12 protein-coding genes and 1 tRNA gene are annotated in these 18397 nt (G+C 53.9%); 9 read left to right on the forward strand and 4 right to left on the reverse strand.

The features are described 5' to 3' along the window. Positions 1 to 174: 174 nt before the first annotated feature. The 4 genes from KF752_14500 to KF752_14515 all read left to right on the forward strand — a co-directional run bounded on the left by KF752_14500 (position 175) and on the right by KF752_14515 (position 2981). On the forward strand, positions 175 to 762 hold the full coding sequence (locus KF752_14500) for a metal-sulfur cluster assembly factor (protein MBX3422762.1): 588 nt from the start codon (positions 175 to 177) through the stop codon (positions 760 to 762). Next, positions 762 to 1535 carry a 6-phosphogluconolactonase gene (gene pgl, locus KF752_14505; protein MBX3422763.1) on the forward strand — a complete coding sequence of 258 codons (774 nt, stop codon included), beginning with the start codon at positions 762 to 764 and terminating at the stop codon, positions 1533 to 1535. The genes KF752_14500 and pgl overlap by 1 nt, the downstream gene beginning before the upstream one ends. Before the next feature lie 7 nt (positions 1536 to 1542). Continuing rightward, positions 1543 to 2370 (forward strand): LarC family nickel insertion protein, encoded by an 828-nt coding sequence (locus KF752_14510; protein MBX3422764.1) that lies wholly within the window; start codon positions 1543 to 1545, stop codon positions 2368 to 2370. Between the two features lie 203 nt (positions 2371 to 2573). Continuing rightward, positions 2574 to 2981: a hypothetical protein gene (locus KF752_14515; protein MBX3422765.1), complete on the forward strand. Its 408-nt coding sequence runs from the start codon at positions 2574 to 2576 to the stop codon at positions 2979 to 2981. An 80-nt stretch (positions 2982 to 3061) separates the two neighbouring features. Here KF752_14515 and KF752_14520 read toward each other — a convergent pair whose 3' ends face one another. Both KF752_14520 and KF752_14525 read right to left on the reverse strand, forming a co-directional pair. Further along, complete coding sequence (locus KF752_14520) at positions 3062 to 4498, reverse strand: DUF1501 domain-containing protein (protein ID MBX3422766.1); 1437 nt, start codon at positions 4496 to 4498, stop codon at positions 3062 to 3064. A 9-nt stretch (positions 4499 to 4507) separates the two neighbouring features. Continuing rightward, the gene (locus tag KF752_14525; GenBank protein ID MBX3422767.1) at positions 4508 to 7675 is read right to left on the reverse strand and encodes a PSD1 domain-containing protein; all 3168 of its coding nucleotides are present in this window, start codon (positions 7673 to 7675) and stop codon (positions 4508 to 4510) included. A gap of 421 nt (positions 7676 to 8096) precedes the next feature. Between KF752_14525 and KF752_14530 the strand changes: the two genes are divergently transcribed. The 3 genes from KF752_14530 (at position 8097) to KF752_14540 (ending at position 11912) form a co-directional block, all read left to right on the forward strand. Continuing rightward, positions 8097 to 8171: transfer RNA gene (locus KF752_14530), tRNA-Pro, on the forward strand. A gap of 172 nt (positions 8172 to 8343) precedes the next feature. Beyond that, complete coding sequence (locus KF752_14535) at positions 8344 to 8682, forward strand: four helix bundle protein (protein ID MBX3422768.1); 339 nt, start codon at positions 8344 to 8346, stop codon at positions 8680 to 8682. Positions 8683 to 9539: 857 nt separating this feature from the next. After that, entirely contained in the window at positions 9540 to 11912 is a 2373-nt protein-coding gene (locus KF752_14540; protein MBX3422769.1) for an FAD-dependent oxidoreductase, read from the forward strand. A 412-nt stretch (positions 11913 to 12324) separates the two neighbouring features. Here the strand turns inward: KF752_14540 and KF752_14545 are convergent, their stop codons facing one another. Further along, the gene (locus KF752_14545) at positions 12325 to 13512 is read right to left on the reverse strand and encodes a hypothetical protein (protein MBX3422770.1); all 1188 of its coding nucleotides are present in this window, start codon (positions 13510 to 13512) and stop codon (positions 12325 to 12327) included. A gap of 315 nt (positions 13513 to 13827) precedes the next feature. Here KF752_14545 and KF752_14550 point away from each other — a divergent pair, with 315 nt between their 5' ends. Next, positions 13828 to 15084, forward strand: coding sequence for a hypothetical protein (locus tag KF752_14550; protein ID MBX3422771.1), 1257 nt, complete (start codon positions 13828 to 13830; stop codon positions 15082 to 15084). Beyond that, positions 15084 to 16271, forward strand: a complete 1188-nt coding sequence (locus tag KF752_14555) for a suppressor of fused domain protein (protein MBX3422772.1) — start codon at positions 15084 to 15086, stop codon at positions 16269 to 16271. The genes KF752_14550 and KF752_14555 overlap by 1 nt, the downstream gene beginning before the upstream one ends. A gap of 846 nt (positions 16272 to 17117) precedes the next feature. On the opposite strand, the gene KF752_14560 is transcribed toward KF752_14555, so the two are convergent. After that, positions 17118 to 17876, reverse strand: a complete 759-nt coding sequence (locus tag KF752_14560) for a transposase (protein MBX3422773.1) — start codon at positions 17874 to 17876, stop codon at positions 17118 to 17120. Positions 17877 to 18397: the final 521 nt, after the last annotated feature.

Raw genomic sequence — 18397 nt, forward strand, 5'->3', positions numbered from 1 at the left:
CGGGCCGGAAATCCAGATCACTGAACTGTTCGCTACAGCAACGGCCCACTGGCTAGAAAACCGGTTAGAAACTTGGCAAAACCGAGACCCTGAGAACTTTCCGACGTTGCTACGTCGATGTTAGAATGGTGCGACGGTGACCATCACGGTGTTTAGAAGAAATGCGGCTTCGATATGTCTGACGATCTAATTTCCAAGTCTTCGAAGGCGGTTGCAGATCCCGCTGAGCCGCATGCGCCAGCCGATTCTGCCAAGTCCAGCCAAGTTGCGTCGGAGTGGGGAGAAGCGGCTCCCAGCGGAGTTCGTGAGCAAATAATCCCAGGAGCAAGCAGCGACAACCAGACTCCGGTCGAGGGATCTACAGACACTGGCCAGGCTATCGCTGGTGAAACCTCATATACTGGATCTGCGTTGGCGAGCGTCGATGCGGGAGAAAGCGGTCGCGTATGCGAGGAGTCGGTTCGCGAACAACTCAAGAAGGTGATTGACCCAGAGCTGTTCGTAAACATTGTGGATTTGGGGTTGGTTTACGTGGTGGACGTGGCGGTCAGTCAGGAAGATCCGACCAAATACGAAGTACAGATAGAAATGACTCTCACCAGTCCCATGTGTCCGGCTGGGCCACAATTGGTTTCAGGCTGTCGCAGCGTAACCGAAGCGATGTCGGGGGTCTCCAAGGTGGAGGTCAAAGTCGTTATGGACCCACCCTGGACCCCAGACATGATGACCGAAGATGCTCGCGATCAATTGAACATTTTCTAATGTCTACCAGATTGTGGGTAAGCGACGACTTTGAGTCGCTCGTAGGTCAGGCCGCTCAGTGGCTGATCCAGGCGATGGTCGATCATCAAGCAGACAGTAATCGGCCTTTCTCCCTGGCGCTGGCGGGTGGTTCCACGCCCAAGCGACTGTATCAAGTACTGAGCCAGACTGCACAACAGCAGGGCGTCGATTGGTATAAAGTCCTACTGGTTTTGGGTGACGAGCGCAATGTTCCTGCGGATCACCAGGACAGCAATTATCGTATGATTCGCGAGAACTTGTTAGGCGGCATTCAGATTCCAGATGACAACATACTGACCATTCCCGATCCTGGCGGCGATGCGACGGTGGCCGCTGAAAAGTACGAACGCATTCTGCGAGATCGCTTGACCAAGCGGCCTGATGGCTGGCCAATGCTGGACTGTGTGTTGCTGGGCCTGGGCGACGATGTACATACCGCATCTCTGTTTCCCGACAGCTCGGCACTGACACAGAGCCGACGCTGCTATGTCGCCAACTGGGTAGCCAAGTTGGATTGCTGGCGAATGACCGCTACGTTCCCGCTTGTTAATTCTGCCGAGCGAGTAGCATTTCTTGTGTCTGGTGCCAGCAAGTCGTCAGCACTGCAAGCGTTGTGGCATAGTCCGCATGACCTACACCGCTTTCCAGCTCAAGGCATCGCGCCCCAAAGAGCCGAGTTGAATTTCTTTGTCGACCGGGCGGCTCTGGGTTCGGTTGTTCCGCCGCAGGGATTGGTAGTGGAGACAGATTGATTCGACTATGAAATTTGCCTACCTGGACCCCGCCAGTGGAATCGCCGGCGACATGACGCTGGCGGCGCTAGTGGATGCTGGCGCGGATCGCGCGCATGTTGACTCGCAGATTCAATCACTGGGGTTACCCGGAGTAACGCTGGATTTCGAACCCACGCAACGCTGTGGATTTAGAGCGCTTAAACTGCACGTGCGACACCCCAGCGACCAGGTTCATCGAGGGCTGGGCGACATACAGCGCATCATTGCATCCAGTGGTCTCTCGCCCAATGAGCGAGATATCGCCCTGCGGCTTTTTCAACGCATTGCTATAGCCGAGGCACAGGTGCATGGTCTGCCGATAGATCAGGTGCATTTTCATGAAGTGGGGGCTATCGACTCAATCGTGGATATCGTGGGTGTGGCGGTCGCTGTGGCAAACCTAGAAATCGATCGGCTGTGGTCAGGCCCGCCAGCGGTCGGTAGCGGCAATGTGACCATCGCTCATGGCCTGGTCAGCGTGCCTGCGCCTGCCACCGCGCATTTACTGCGTGGTATCCCCATACGCAGCTCAAACATCCCTGCCGAACTGACTACGCCAACCGGTGCGGCGATTTTAGCTGAACTGGTCGATCAATTCAGTCCATTGCCCAATATGACTATTCAATCGATCGGATATGGGGCAGGCCAGCGAGATTTTCCGCAACAGCCCAACGTGCTGCGAGTATTCATCGGACAGCTCTGGGATTCAAATTTGGCTAACGAACATCACCACAGCAATCACTCTCATCACGATCACTCTCATCACTCTCATCACGATCATGGGCATCACGATCATGGGCATCATGCCTTATGATTGTCCCTTGACGGCCTCAGTTTCAGCAGCCAGTTCTTGTAGCTCCGGCTGAGCAGTCGGTTTGAAATCGCCTACATGCCAATCCAGCTCAGCGACCGCATGATCGTTACGATCGCTACCTCTTCCAGTCTCAATCCATCGCAGTCTCAATCTTGCGAATTGTGCTGAGGTTACACCACCTGAAACAACGATGCGGATGAGATATGATGATCCCTAAAGACCAACTACCCCTATTGATGCTAATCGCCGGCATGGGCGTCATGAGCTGGCTGCTGATCCGCAAACGCGCGCGATCCCGTCGCCAGTTGGATTCGGTTGAATTCGTCAAGACACTGAATTCCAGTCTGGACGGCTCGTTGCCCCCCGCCAAATTCAGCGGGGCAGCTTCCGTCGGGGCGCCCAAAGAGGTTTTACAATGGCAAGTTGAGCTGCACGAGCTAGCCAGACAGCTCAAGGCAGAACTGGACACGAAGATCGTCGTAGTGCGCAAATTGACCGTCGAATATGATCGAGCTGCCGAGCGGTTGGAAAAACTTATTGCACAGGCTCAGCGCCTGCGCGAACCCAACACTGGGACCGCCAAAGACGCCAACGAAAGTCGCGGATCATGAAACACCAGTAGATAATCGTAGTGCCTGCTACTTCACCTACTGCTGCGTCAGGCGGAGACGGAAAGTCGTAGCGAAACTAACTAAGCCACAATTTCTTGAACTACGCGGGCCGGGCGGCCGGCGGTGATATTTTGCAGCTGGTTGTTGTACGGAAAACTCAACTGCGAGCAGTCCAGTCCAAATAGATGCAAAACTGTGGCCTGGAAGTCGTTGGGCGTTACCACATTTTCGACAGCCCGATGCCCGAACTCGTCGGTTGCACCAAAGGTCATACCGCCACGAATGCCGCCTCCGGCCAGCCAGATACTAAACCCCTGGCCGTTGTGATCGCGGCCCGCTTGGTCCGGTGAGCCGTGATTCTGTGTGACCGGTAATCTTCCGATTTCACCACCCCAATGCACTAGCGTAGAATCCAACATGCCGCGTTGTTTCAAATCCGCTACCAATGCAGCCACAGGCTGATCGGTGCGTCGACAAATTGCCGGTAAGCTGCTGTGAATACTACTGTGATTATCCCACGGCTGTCCATTGTGAAACAGCTGCACAAATCGTACACCGCGCTCAACCAATCTGCGAGCCAGCAGGCAGCGAGTTCCATACTCGCGCGTTTCAGGATTGTTTAGTCCGTACATGTCGTGCGTGGCTGCCGACTCACGCGAAATATCAAGCGCATCGCTAGCCGCCACCTGCATTCTTGCGGCCAACTCATAAGTGGCAATCCGCGCCTCCAACTCCCCTTCGCCAGGGTGCGTCGCCAAATGGCTTTGGTTGAGCTGCTGCAACAACTCAAGATTCTGCTGTTGAACGGTCCCGACCAGATGCGTCGGAGGTTCCAGGTTCAAGATGCGGGGCTCACGCGGCCTGAGTACGGTACCTTGAAACATGGCTGGCATGAATCCGTTGGACCAGTTGGTGACTCCGTCCACGGGCAATCCACCTGGATCGGTCAGCACCAGGAAGGCTGGCAAATCCTGCGACTCGCTTCCCAATCCATACGTGATCCATGAGCCCAGTGTTGGCCGCCCAAGTATTCCAGGAATTCCCCCGTGAAAGTAGCGTATCGAAACCTCATGCCCGTTGGCACCGGTGTGCATGCTGCGGATCAGGCACAAGTCATCCACGACCTTGGCGGTGTGCGGCAACAGTTCGGATAGTTCCATGCCGCAGCGCCCACGCGGTTCAAAACGAAAGGGGCTACCTAGCAGCTTCTTGCTGGCTTGGTTAACGAACGAATAGTGGATGTCGCCAGGATAGTCCTCTCCGGAATGGCGCGTAAGTTCCGGCTTGGGATCGGTCAGATCCATGTGCGATGGTCCACCGTGCTGAAACAGGGAGATCATTGCTTTGGCTGTGGGCTGTGCTTCGGGTAGCCGGGGCCGAAGGTCGTTGTGCGGCTTCAGCTTCATCACCGGCGGTGTCGCCTGGCTTTGGCTGGACATCAGCCATTGCAGCGCGAGCCCACCGACGCCCATGCCGGTGCTGGCTAACATTCCACGGCGATTGATCATGTGTCGCATCAGTTCATCCTAGTCGATGTACAAGAACTCATTGCAGCTAATCAGTGTCTGGCAGACGTTGGTCAGTACTTGTCCCGCTGCCGTTTGACCGTTGGCGATCCGCTCGGGCTGTTGGTGGAACAAGGTCAATTGATCGCGAGCCAGTCGCAGGACCGCTTGAAATTCGTCGGGGCTGGGTGGGCGCAACAATATTTGACTCCAGGCCGATATCAGTTGATGCGGCAGCGTGGAATAATCCTCGGCAGGTCCAGCAAAACCAGCCGCAGATTCGAAAACCCGCGCCGGGCCACTGTCGGGGGTGAAAGTTACCACGACGGGCCAAGCAAATGAATCCGACGTCTCGTGCAACTGGCAGTCGACCACAAAGTCCACAGGCTGGCCGGCTGTCACAGCAATTGGGCCAAGTGGCGTGTCAACGCTCCCGTGGAAGGCAGTCCAGGTGCCTTGAGTGCCTTCGGCTATACAGACACGGCCGCAAACACCGTCACCATTTTCGCTGCCATGCTCCAACTTGCCGACGATCGTCACCTGCCCAGACGAAGGAGCGACCCACCGGCGAATGGCGGGATGCGCTACGTTGCCTGGATGCCCACCGTGCGCGGTCAACAGTACCCAGCCAAGTTGCCGGTCAGGTACCTGCCAGCCGCCCTGCCAAGAACTGCCTGTAAAATGCGGTAATGGTCGAAACTGTTCGACTCGCCCACCGCTATCGCTGATTGTGCCAGTACCATAGTGCCAAACCGGCTGTGGCGGCTGCGGAAATTCGATGCGATCCTCCGATGGGCTTTCGTATGACGCAGCAATGAACACGTGCTGCGGCGCATTGGCGCTGGATGATTTGGCTGACTTGTAATCTGCGGCCCTGAAGGCCTGCGAGTCAGCCAAGCGTTTAGATTCAGCGGCAATAAGACCAGAATGTTCGACGATAAAGTCGCTGTTCATCATCAGCAAAGCCTGAGTCACTACAGTGGAGGCCGATCGAGCGTCGCAATTGACCGCCATTACGGGCGCGTCAAACATCTGCAGCATGGCGACCGGTTGAGTGCGACGCCACGAGGCATAAATGCTACGCCGATGTTCCTGCGGATCGATTCGGACTTGTCCAGTCTCATCTTCCAGTACAGCCATCGGAGGCCCATCGCACTCCAGACTCAACTTGCCTGACAATGCCAAAACGCTATCACGCAGCACCTCCGCTTCCAATCGCAGCAGCGGCTTTCGCCAATAGAATTGATTCTCTGGATCGATTGCGTAAGCCTCGGGTCGCTGCGCCGAAGACTGGCGATAAACGGTCGAATTCAAAATCACGCGATGCAGCGCCTTGAGGCTCCAACCGCTGTCGATCCAGTGCAGGGCCAACCAATCCAGCACTTGGGGATGGGACGGTCTGCTGCCCAAGCGGCCAAAGTCTCCTGCTGTGGCCACAATGCCCCGTCCGAAGTGGTGCAGCCAAACTCGATTGATCATCGCCCGTGTAAACAACGGGTGCGGTACGTCCGAACTGGTTAACCACCGCGCCAGCGCCAGTCGTCGCCCCGAAGTAGGCAGCGTCGGATCATCGGGCATAAATTGCACGGGCTGCCCTACTGGAGATAAAACCGACAGACCACCGGGCTCCACTTGGTCGAGCGGCTGATTGAAATCGCCTCGGTAGAACATTTGCGTGGCCGGCAAGTGACCGGGCGGCTCGATGAGCGCTTGAATATACGAGTCCGCTGGTTTGCGTGAGCGAACCTCTGCAATTCGCGCATCGAACTGCTTCAGCTCCTCGGCAGCCTTGGGCAAATACTGGTACAATACTCCAGGAGTTATATTCACGCTCGGGTGAGCGTCCAGTAGACCTCGCTGTTCAGCTGTTCGAGAGTCGGCTGGCTGGTCGTACGCCGCGCGCAGTTGGCTTCGTAGTGGCTCGTCGAATTTGAGCAGCTCTTGGTCGAGTGCCTCACGCATAAACTCTGACTGCTTCTGCTGACGCTCGGCAGCAACTGCCTGTGCTTCCGCTTCGACCTCAGCAGACAGCTGGCGATCGCTGGCGGTGCTCAGCGACACTAAGCGTTCGCCGGGTGTCTTCCAATTCTGCCAGTCGAGCGCCGGGCTAAACACGGCCCGCAACGCAAAATAATCACGCTGCGAGATTGGATCATAGCGGTGATCGTGACATTGGGCGCAGTGAAGACTCGACGCCAACAGCGAGCTGCCCACAATTTGCAGAGTATCGCTGATCGTCTTATTGCGCGCCTCCGGGCTGTTATCGCCACTGCCCGTCCCATCGGCGGCCATACGCAGAAAGCCAGTAGCTGTTAGCAGTTCAATCTGCCCGTCTGTCCAGTCGCCGTTGGCCGGGCCAGCTAGCTCATCACCGGCCAACTGCTCGCAAATGAATTGGTCGAAAGGCCTATCCTGATTCATCGCGCGAATCACATAGTCACGGTAACGCCATGCCCAGGGACGCACCTGATCGGCAACAGTAAACCCATCACTATCGGCGTAGCCAGCTGCATCTAGCCAATGCCGCGCCCAACGCTGGCCATAGGCTGGCGAGCAGAGCAGTTGATCGACCATCTGCGAATACCAGTTTGGATCGGCAGATGTAGTCCAGCGAACAACGTCCGCCGGATTAGGCGGCAGGCCAAGCAGATCATAGTAGACTCGTCGAACAAGAGTCACGCGATCTGCATCCTCGGAAAAAGTCAGGCCCTGGGGCATGTCCTGAGCAATGACAGCATCCAGTCCCGTCCGAATTCGATCGGCTTGTAGCGTTACCTGTGGTCCAGACGGCTGTGGCCGATCAAGTGGCTGATAGGCCCAAAACGAGCGTTCGTGCTCGGTCAATGGAATTCCTGGACCGATCGACTCCGGCTCCGCCGATTCGGTCTGTGCTCCGGCAGCGATCCATTGACGGATGATGGAGACTTTTTCTGGACTCAGGCGAACTTCCCCGGGCGGCATCTGACCGCTGCTGACCATCTGCACTAATAAACTGTCCTCTGGATCGCCCGGCACGATCGCCGGTCCTGAATCACCACCCGCCAGGATGAATCGTGCAAGTCGCAGGTCAAGCGATGCCTCGATCTCGTTGGAGGCGCCATGGCAATCCAAGCAGTACTCGCGGAGGATCGGCCTTACGTTCGTCTCGAAAGTTGCGCTCGGCTGCTTAGAATCTGACGCAGCCGGCACAGAGTGTTCTTGCTCTTCAGCGCGGCACATTGGCGCCAGCAAAAAGGCAGCGGTAACAGCAAACGCTATCTCCCGTCGCAAACATTGACATAGCACAAGGCAAGCGAACCGCACGGTCAATAGTGAGTCAATTGCAATGCGAATTAAAGGCAACGGCATCATTCGGTCGTGTCCATTGGCATCCAAGCGGTTTGAGCATCCTAGCCTCCGACTTCGACGAAACCCAGGATCATTGGCTCCTAGTATAACCGATAGCAATGTCCTCATAATGACGTTTAGCCTGGTGTTCGACAAAGACTTCCCGCAGGTTTGGGGGCAGATTCAGCCCAAATTCGTTTCGATTCTGGCTGATTTTACGTAGCACGGGCGAGGAACCGCATTGCGGCCAGGCGATTGATTCGTTACGATTCGTCGCTTTCAGCGGGGTGTAGCGCAGCCTGGCTAGCGCATCTGCTTTGGGAGCAGAGGGTCGCAGGTTCGAATCCTGTCACCCCGATTTTTTGGGCCTTCAGGCCCAAAAAATAGAGAGTAGAGAAGAGAAAGTAGAGCAGTAGAGCCTCCGCACCCCCGAGTCTTCTAGGGGTGCAGACGTTCATGGCCGCTCGACCTTCTCTTCTCTGCTCGGTCTACTTTCTACTGCTCTACTCACTTCTTCCCGGAGCAGCTGAATGACTTTCCAGTTCGAAAAGCTGCTGGTCTACCAAAAGTCCCTCGACTTCGCCGACGAAGTTTGCACCGCTACCGAGCAGTTCTCCCGCGGTTACGGTTTTCTCGTTGACCAACTCAATCGCGCTGCTCTCTCCATTTCTGCCAACATTGCCGAAGGCAGCGTACGAGTCACGTCAGCCGACCGAAAGAACTTCTTCGGCATTGCACGAGGCTCTGTCCAAGAATGGGTAACTCAACAGAATCAAAGTGAGTTGGTGATTCACCGTCCCAATGGGCAGATTCGCGACAAAGAAAGTTTTGGAAATGATCCTTGTCCGCCGAAAGATGGGACAACGTAGGCTCGAAGCGGTGATATATCTCAGCGAACGACTGAATTGAAAAGCGACCTGCAAAAAGGTGTTCTTGCCCATGGGCTTTCGTTTTCAGCGACCGGACAATGACGACGAATTCAAGCAGTTGTGCCTTCGCTACTACAGGAAGCTCTGGTCGAATGAAAGCCTTCAGCTGTACGCAAAACGTGGTGAGAAGCAGCACTGTCAGTTTGCGGGTTAAAACCAGCCAGTGATTGATGTGGTTTTAGGTGGTCTCTTGGCTTGAGTCGACACTGGTTCCCGGTTTGCGGGTTTGGCCGGTTTTGAAGTTTACGGACGTACCTACCGACTGTTTCGCGGTTGACGCCCAGGACGCGGGCGATGTGTCGATTGGAATGAGCACTGCGGTGCAGTGCGGCGATCGCTGGTTGATTGGCCATTGAAAGATGGTTTGCCATGTTGGGTTCCTCCAGCATGCATCGTGCATGGAGATTCCCAAAGTCAAACTCGCTCCTCGTTGGCAGTGGCCGGCTTTGACCCGCAAATCACTGGCCGGATTTACTGCAAACTGACAGCCGAGATAATCGCGCAAATGCAGATCACGATCAGATCAGTCAATTGGTGTTTGCGGCTCTTGGATCGGACAAGCTCTCGAAGTATTGACTGACCAGTTCGACTCGAACTGCTTTTGCAGGGGACATGATCGGCTCTCCCGTAGACCAAGCGGCGACACAGCTTCCACGGCCTTCGTAGAAAGAATCACGTTGCGCATACCTATGGTCTACCAAAGAAATCAATATCGCGCTAGACTACCTAGGCCGCTTAGCATTGCGCGCTAGCCGTGCCCTCACTTGCCTTTAGAACCAGAGACTTGGGATCGTTTTATGACAAGCCATTTACTCTATCTGTGTGTACTTCCGATTGTACTCCTGCTTCCATCGACCGTTCGTAGCAATGAAGTATTGCTGGAGGCCGAGCAGTTTACCGATCTTGGTGGATGGGATTTGGACCAGCAGTCGATGGATCAAATGGGATCACCCTATTTGCTTGCACATGGACTGGGTGTGCCAGTAAAAGACGCGACAACACAGTGTGAGTTTGCCTCAGGCGGCACCTACCATGTTTGGGTGCGCACGCGCGATTGGATCGCGCCCTGGAAAACTCAAGTTGCCCCTGGGCGATTCCAAGTTGTCATCAACGACAAACCGCTCAGCACCACCTTTGGCACGGAAGGCGCTCAGTGGCATTGGCAATATGGCGGAACCGTTGAAGTAGGCAATTTGGCCTCTATCGCCTTGCACGATTTGACTGGCTTTGAAGGGCGATGTGATGCCATTGTGTTTTCCAGCGATGCGAACTTTTCTCCGCCCAACCAAGAGCCTGAGATGACCGCATTTCGTCGAAGACTGCTGGGATTGCAGGGCGAGCCTGCTGATGGCGGCCATTTCGATCTGGTAGTCGTCGGAGGCGGAGTAGCGGGAAGTTGTGCGGCCATATCGGCTGCTAGACAAGGCTTAAAGGTGGCATTGGTACAGGACAGACCTGTGCTGGGAGGCAATGCCAGCAGCGAAGTTCGAGTTTGGCCAGAGGGACACACTCGTCAAAAGCCGTTTCCTCGCGTGGGCGAAATCGTTGAGGAGATATGTCCGCAGCGCAGTTTTCCAGGAAATGCAAACGCAAAAAACCGCGACCTCTACGAGGATGATCGAAAACTGAAAGTCGTTCAGGCCGAGCCGAACATCACTCTACTGCTGGAACACCGAGTCAATGAAGTTGCCACATTGGATAACGTGATCCAATCCGTGGTTGCGCAAAGCACTAGAACAGCTCGACGGCTTAGATTACATGGGAAACTGTTTGCTGATTGTACGGGAGACGCAACCGTAGGTTATTTGGCTGGAGCCGACTATGTGATGTCAGACGAAGGCTTCATGGGCGCGAGCAATCTCTGGAATGTATTGGATCAGTCCAACCAGAAACAGGTATTGGAATGCGAGTGCAAAGACAAGGAAGCGCTGGCGGCAAAAACTGAACAGGGCGACACCGAAGCTCCGTTTCCTCGATTGCCCTGGGCCATCGACCTGAGTAATAAGCCGTTTCCAGGCCGCCCCGGAGTTAACGCTTTTCCTAACCTTAAAGGTTTGGACAATTTAGGTGGATGGTTTTGGGAAAGTGGGTTTGATAAGGATCCTATCAGGGATATCGAGCGTATTCGCGACCTGAACATGCGGGCCATGTACAGCGCTTGGGATACTCTAAAGAATGTTGACGGCCTTTATCCCAATCACCGCCTGGGCTGGAGCGCGTTTATAGCTGGCAAGCGAGAGTCGCGACGACTTGTCGGCGACGTAATGCTTAAGGCCGACGATTTCCGTGATGGCGTTGTCTATCCCGATCCTGCTTTTCCAAATTCTTGGCACATCGACATTCACCGTCCCAACGAGAAATATCAAGCTGGTTTGGAAGGCGAAGAATTCATTTCAGAATACACTCGCGGCGAGGGTTACTCCTACAAAGGACCCTATTGGGCACCGTATCGATGCTTGTATAGTCGAAACATCAATAATCTGTTCATGGCAGGACGCAATATCAGCGTTGAAAGGGAAGCTATCGGGCCAATTCGTGTCATGCGGACATGTGGAATGATGGGAGAAGTAGTTGGAAAAGCTGCTTGGATCTGCGTCTATATGAATGCTTTCCCGCGCGACGTTTACCATACGCATTTGTCCAAACTGCATGAACTGATGGACAGCCCAGCAGTCATGCGACGCGACAGTCCAATAGACCCATTGCATATACCTGAGGGAGTTACGATTCCCGAAATACCGACCAGAGGTATCAATCCGGCGACACTGCCAGGTATTGTCCTAGATGATTCGACGGCCCAATTGTCTGGAAAGTGGGATGGAAAAGGCAGTTTAGTTGGTTTCGTAGGCGAAGGATATCATTTTTCGAGCGACCAAAATGCATTTGCCAAGTTCCCGTTTTCAGTCCAGCAAGCAGGAAAATATGAAGTCAAAATCAACTGGGGGGCACACTCGAATCGAGCGAAGCGCGCCGAGATAACTGTAGATTCGGTCGAGGGCACTCACACACTGACCATCGATCAGACACAACCTCCGCAAGGCACCAATAACTTTCAATCATTGGGACAATTTCAATTTGATACAGCCCGCAACTACAGTGTGACCTTTCGCGTCTCAGGATCCAAGGGCGTCGTCCACATCGACGCTATTCAACTTCTGCCTGTGCCTTAGTGGCGAACGGGCCCGGGCGTCTGAACAGCCGCGACGCAACTCGTCGAATAGCACTTGATACTTATTCAGCAATAAATTTACCTCTCAAGCGACACACACAAGAATACAGAGATCCTATTGCCATGACAGTTTTCATCCAACACACGTCAATACTCTTTGCCACGGTACAGCTTATCGCTTAAACGTGGGTCGATGCGTCCGAGATGTTCGAAGCGGACTGACAGTCTACGGCGGCACCGTTATCGCTGGCGTTCGTCCTTTACGCAGCCTTTGTCAGATGTCGGCGTGCGCTATAATATTCTTTGATGGAAAGCCAATGTCACTTGAAACCATGCTTGCGCCACTTACGCCCGAAGAGAAGCTAAACGCCATGAACATTCTGTGGCGGGAATTGTCGGAGAATCCCGCTCGCCTAGGCCGCGGGGTTTCGGCGTACGTTGGCGGGATTGGCAGAAGTCAACCAGGTTTGAATGCCGCGTAATTCGTTTTTCCAAGCTTTGGCGGGAATTCTCAGGCTGCAGAAGTAACTGAACAGTAGGTCGAGCGTTTCGTTCATTTCGCGAATTGCATCGATGCGCGCATCTGCATCATATGGATCAGCCTCCTCGTCCACATGAATTCTGGCTGCACTGATTGAAAAGCTCTCTGCTTGTACCGTTAGATCGTACTGAGTGCCATGACGAATGAGCGTCAAACCTGATTTGCGCGGCAGCTTGCCAGATTGCAAGGCTCGGATCGCTTCAGGCAGGTGCATGGGTGATTCTGCTGAGATCGACTCTTTGCCGTTTTCGCCCAAGGGGCATTCTAACGTAAGAGTCTTGTTCATCATCGCGGTAATTTCAGACTGGTCCGGCAAGGTGAACGTGTCGGTCTCGTTGGCCAGCTTCCACCATAACCACACAAAGAACTCGTTGCCCAAGAAGTCTTTATTGTTTAAATCGCTACCCAACCAAGCCAGTTCGGTATGACTCATCTCTTGAACAAATTGAGCCGGGACAGCATCGTCGAGCTCGGAAAGCTTGTCGTTGATGGTTGCCCATTCCAAGGCTAACCTTCCAGCCGTAATTCGCGAAGTTTCAACGCCAAACGCACGTTCCAGCAGCTCCATTGAGTGGCCTATGACGGCCGAACCTGATCCAGCAAAGTAGAGCCGCTGGCCGGGTAGATCCCACAGCAGCGGATAGTGCTGCATCTTGCGAAACTTGCCCGAAGCCGATTCCGCCAGGCTTCGCTGCTCGACTGCCTCTTTTGCTTCTTGACGTTGCTGACGTGTGGGTCGACCGCTGTCGTTCTCAGCAGCTCGAGCCGCTAGTTCCATTTGCATCCAAGCCTTCTTCAACGAGGCTGGTACCTGATTGGTAACGATGCGTACTGAACAGTGCAGCGCGCCGTTAACGATATTTTTGCCTTGGTCAAACGACTGGTCGAGCACATGACCACCACCAAGAAAACCAACTTGGACCGCGTCTTGACTGCCAAGTTCTAATTGACCACCTGCGTAACTGTCCAATATCTCAATATGTTGCTCTTCGAACTTCGTATCTTCGAAACCCGACACGCGAAAACGCTCGAAAGCCAGACTGCCAGCTAGAAAAGGCATGGAAACCTCGGTTGGAGTTAGAGAAAAACCGACGACGAGTTGAGCCTCAGCCCGTAGTGAGCTGGCGAGGAAACCGAAGCGGTGCAAGCGACATCTCTTAAGGTGCGCTCAGCGAAAGGTCGTCCACCAAACAGTTTTGGAGCGGTTGGTGGGTGCCGAGCAGCACTCCTTAGACACAGCCGAGTATCGGCAGAAAGTGTTGAAAAGTCTGTTTATCTCAGATGAGGCATACTAATCGTTCCTGGCGGCTCAAGCAGCTTAATCCACAACATTTCACTCTGGGACTGTAAGCAAGCAGGACTTGAGGGAGGTAGGATGGCGCTGAAGACCTTCAACATGTTTGGCTGTTTCGAGGGCGATACCCGCTGCTTGATAAACCAGCCAGGCTCTATCGGTGACTACTCCAGCGATTGGTCAGATGATTCGCTCGGACTGAGGAGCGTCCATGGGACGGCTACGGTTATTCCAAACCACGCCACCGAGTCCGCAGTCAAAATCAAGGATGTTCCGCTTGGAGCCAGAGTCCAAACGCAGAATCCCAATCGTTACGAGACGCAATACGATCCAGCCAACGAAAGTTTTACTCGTTGGAAGCGAATCTCATTGGAGGTTCGTCACGCCAATGGTTCGGTGGTTGATGCTGAGATATTGCGATCACCACAGTGGATTGAGCAACATCATATCCAGGTCGGCAAAATGTTCTCCTTTGATTTGACGGAAATCAACGTCGATGGGCGCGGGCTAGTTCGCTCGATCAACGATGCACCTGACGTGCTGCCTGGTGAGGGAGCCGTTGTTACCGGACGGTATGCGACGCGGGCGGTAAACAATCGAGTTCGCGTAACGCTGGCCGATGGCACCAGTATCACCGGCACCGCCAATCACCCCGTGTGGTGCGTTGAGCGAGACCAGTGGTCTGGCCTGGGCGAATTGGAACCCGGCCATAATCTACAAGCTCGACATGGAGCGGTAGAAGTTGCCACGGTCGAATTCCTGGACGATGCAGCTCCCGTCTACAACCTGGAGGTAGCAGGTGAGCATGTCTACGAGATTACTGAACTTGGCATCCTGGTTCACAACGCCGATTGGGATTGCGGCAAGTTTTTGAAGCTACAGACCAAAGTGAGAAAGCATGGTAAAGACTCACTGAGTTCCGCGCAACTTGGGCGGTACGATGAGTTGCTGAATATGGTGAAGAACAATTTTATAGGTCAATTGAAGGCTTCAGAAATTGACACACTGGTGTCGGCAGCACCAGAGGCATTAGTTGAAGCAGGAGGCCACCTGCATCACATTTTGCCGAAACTCGGTCGCGAGGTCCATCGTGACCAGATTCTTAAAATACAGCGCAAGCTATGGTTCGACCACGGTATTGATCCCTTCATGAGTTTGGATATCTTTGTCTTTGCTCTGACTAAGGGTGTTCATACCAATCAAGCGATCGAACATGTGCTTAAAGAGCTGGATGTTCTACTAAAGTCGACTAAGAATACGAACAAAGTGCTTGATAGGTTGAAAGAGCTTGGTGGGCAAGCGCAAGATGGCTTTAAGAATCTATTAGGAGCGAGTTAATGAATTTCAAAGCCGAGCTTGATTCAGCGATTGATGATGGCGACCTGGGCGCGATTCGCCGACTACTAGAGCCAAGTGATCTGGAGAGTAATGACTACGACGGCAGCTTGCTTCACTCGGCAGCTAAGTACGGCACCCTTGAGATCGTGAAATTCCTAGTGGAAAGTGGCGCTGAACTTGATAGGCTTGGTGGAACCTGGAAGGCACCTGCGGTAACTTATGCCGCAAATAAAGGAAGGTCAGACATCGTCCGCTATCTAGTAGAGGCGGGCTCGATGCTGGATATGAGCCATGCATTGAACAATCCACTGATGCGAGCTGCTGCCGAAGGGCACCTAGATGTTGTCGAGTATCTGTTAACCACGAACATCGACCGACACGCAACCTACCGAACTCCTGCGGGCATCTTGATCAACGCGTTAGTGAAAGCCGAGCAGGGTGGGCACCAAGAGATCGCGGAACTGCTCAAAGCCCACGGTTGCCATCGACCGGTGGAAGGCGTGGATATCCCACTCTGGGAACCAGCCCCTTCACAGATGGTCAATCAGTCACCCGAATTCAAACGCTCTCAAGAAATCATCCAGTATATGGAGCAGAGGTTTGGTCTTGCTGACGAGGATGGAATACAGGAAATCATTCCTGTGATGGAAGGCATTTCTGTCTCGATCAACATTATTCGCCCCAACGATTTTCACCCCTACTTGGTACTATTTACCAACGGCATGAGCGACTTGCCCATGAAAGTTCCGAAAGGGCAGGAGGCTTGGCAATATGCCGAGCTAGTCATTCACCTGCCGCCGGACTGGAAGCATCCCCGCGAGGCAGGTTCCGACCTGAATTGGATGTGGCCCATCCAGTGGCTACGCAAGATGGCCTATTATCCTCACCAGAGCGATTCCTGGCTGGGACTGCCCGCCGCACTGGTTTCCAGCGACGACCCACCGGTGCCACTTGGACCGAACACCAAGCAAACCTGCCTGCTGATGGTCCCCAACTTTTCCAACCTCAATCCACCGCTGCAGACCAGCGATGGACGCCAGATCAATTTTTTCACCGTCGTTCCGTTGTACACTGAAGAACGCGATTATGAACTAGAACATGGCATGCGACCGTTTTTTGAGCAAATTGCCAAGCATGAAATTCCCTTCACTGTCGTCCCGGATCGCCCCAATTTTGCGGAGAAGTAGGTGAGTCAATTGGGGCTGATTGCGCGGTGGCTAGTAAAATGGAACGACACAAAATGCACCATGTAAGCCCGCAGACTTGCTCTGCGGATTTTTCGGCTTCCTGCTACCTGGCGGCGCAATAAAACCGGCCGGTGTTTACATGTGCCTTGGCAATGTAGCGAGTAACCGAACGATCTGCGGGATGTGCCTGGCTGTCGCATCGGATAACGATTTTGTCGACAGTCGGCAAACGCACGGAAGGCAGGACCATTGGCGATCAGCCAGTAGTGTCAAATTTTTTAGGTTATTAACTGAGGCGAGTATGAGCATGCATTGCAATTTGCTACCTGAACTGGTTCAACCGTCCTGCGTCACTTCTGCAGTTTCGTGCTAGGGTGCTGCAGAGCTTACGTCCGCGCATTGGAGCGTTCTAGCGGGATGTCCCGGTGGAGCGTTGACGTAGGAGCAAATGTCACGCTATACGAGGCAATACAAGTCCGCGCTGGACTGAATGGGGGAATTCAAATTCTTGGCTCGTGCCAAACGATCAATGGACAGGATCAAATCCTTGTATACGCCATGAAGACACCAGCAGATGGGATATTCTCCAATGCAGAGGATTGGGACACTGAGGGAGATGTACAAGGAACCTCAGGCACTAAATCGGTACGATGAAGTTATCTCAAGTTTATTCAGACTGAGGCCGGCGGAAGTCTCAGCTTCCATCTCGTGCCGTGGGCCTTGACACTCACCTTTTGGCCAAACTCATAACGCTGTCGGACCTTGCCCTTGCTGATGCACTATACCTCTGGTTCATGTAGAGAATACAGTTTCTGGCTGTCCGTTGGCTGCTGCGTAGGCAAACGCTCACACAGCAAGAGGCGTTGCTCTAATCGCAAGTCGGGCTGGGGCACTTGCCGGCGAAAGTCTCGCAGGACTCGGCCAAGCCAGGTTCGTAGTTTGCATAGCTGCGCTCGCATCCGCTTGTGCGGTTTGGCATGCGCGTAGCGACTGACACTGATGGCTGCATGTTTGGCTACTCGAACATAGGTTTGTCGCAGCTTGACTCCGCGAAAGGCAGCGGCCCTTCGCAAGTTTAACGATCGCTTTGAAGTAAAGTTTGGAGTCGGTGGGATAGCTGATGTTCTTCTCTTGTACTGTAGTATCAACGGTCACTTGCGCTAGCTGCTGTGGGTTGAGCTGCTTCTCTCGCACTGCCAAATCAATGGTCCCTGTCAGCAGCAAGCCCAGCCGCTCGGCTCCCAGGCGATTACGCCATTTGGTTAGCGAGGTGGCGTAGATCGGTGTCTCATGCGGCATCGACTCGAAGTCGCATAAGTATTGCCAATACGGATTCTCAACCCAACGCTCCAACAGGGCTTCGTCCGAGAGGTTCATCGCATGCTTCAAGTACAGCAGGCCCGCCATCAAGCGTACGGCTTTGGCCGGCGCTCCGAAGTCCTCACAGTAGGCATCTTCCAAAGCCAGCTGGAGACGCTGCCAGTCGATTCTGTTGGCCAGGTTAACCAATGGATGAACTGGATTGAGTATCTGACAAAGTGGGCTTAGAAGAGACTCAGGCGCGTCGATACAGGCTTGATTTTCGGCTTCATGCCACTGCTCCATTTTGCAAGGTTTTGACGTTCACGAACTCATTACCTTGCAATTTTAGCGCGCACTAATTCCGTTAAACCCCAATCAAATCAAGGTGCTGCGGAATTTTCAGAGCCGACTAAGTAAGAAATGTTCGGCCCTTCCCGTCTTCGATGGTAGGCGAAGTATCGGTACTACGGCCTCTGCTGACTTCTGCGAGTGTGCGAGATCGAGATGTCTCGAGCGGCCCTGGCTTGCAGTCGTGTTTACTTATTCCCAAGGAGGGTCGGCATAGATGGTCGCGTACTTTGCGTTGACTTCAATTGGCTCGGCAATACTGCACACGATCGGCGGCAGCGTTTGTCGCTGTGGTTCTCTCGCCATCGAATCGTTAGCCTTAAGTACCGATGCACGCTCTCTTAGTTGCTACTGGGTTGCGTTGAGGCGTTGTCAGTCCGGTCCACCTGCGATTGGAGATAGATCCATGAATGGGCCAAATCACTGGCCTTGCAGAGTAAAGGCAGGTCAGACGAACCAAGCGGGCAGTCACGACA

The organism is Pirellulaceae bacterium, assembly GCA_019636385.1.
Taxonomy (GTDB): Bacteria; Planctomycetota; Planctomycetia; order Pirellulales; family Pirellulaceae; genus Aureliella.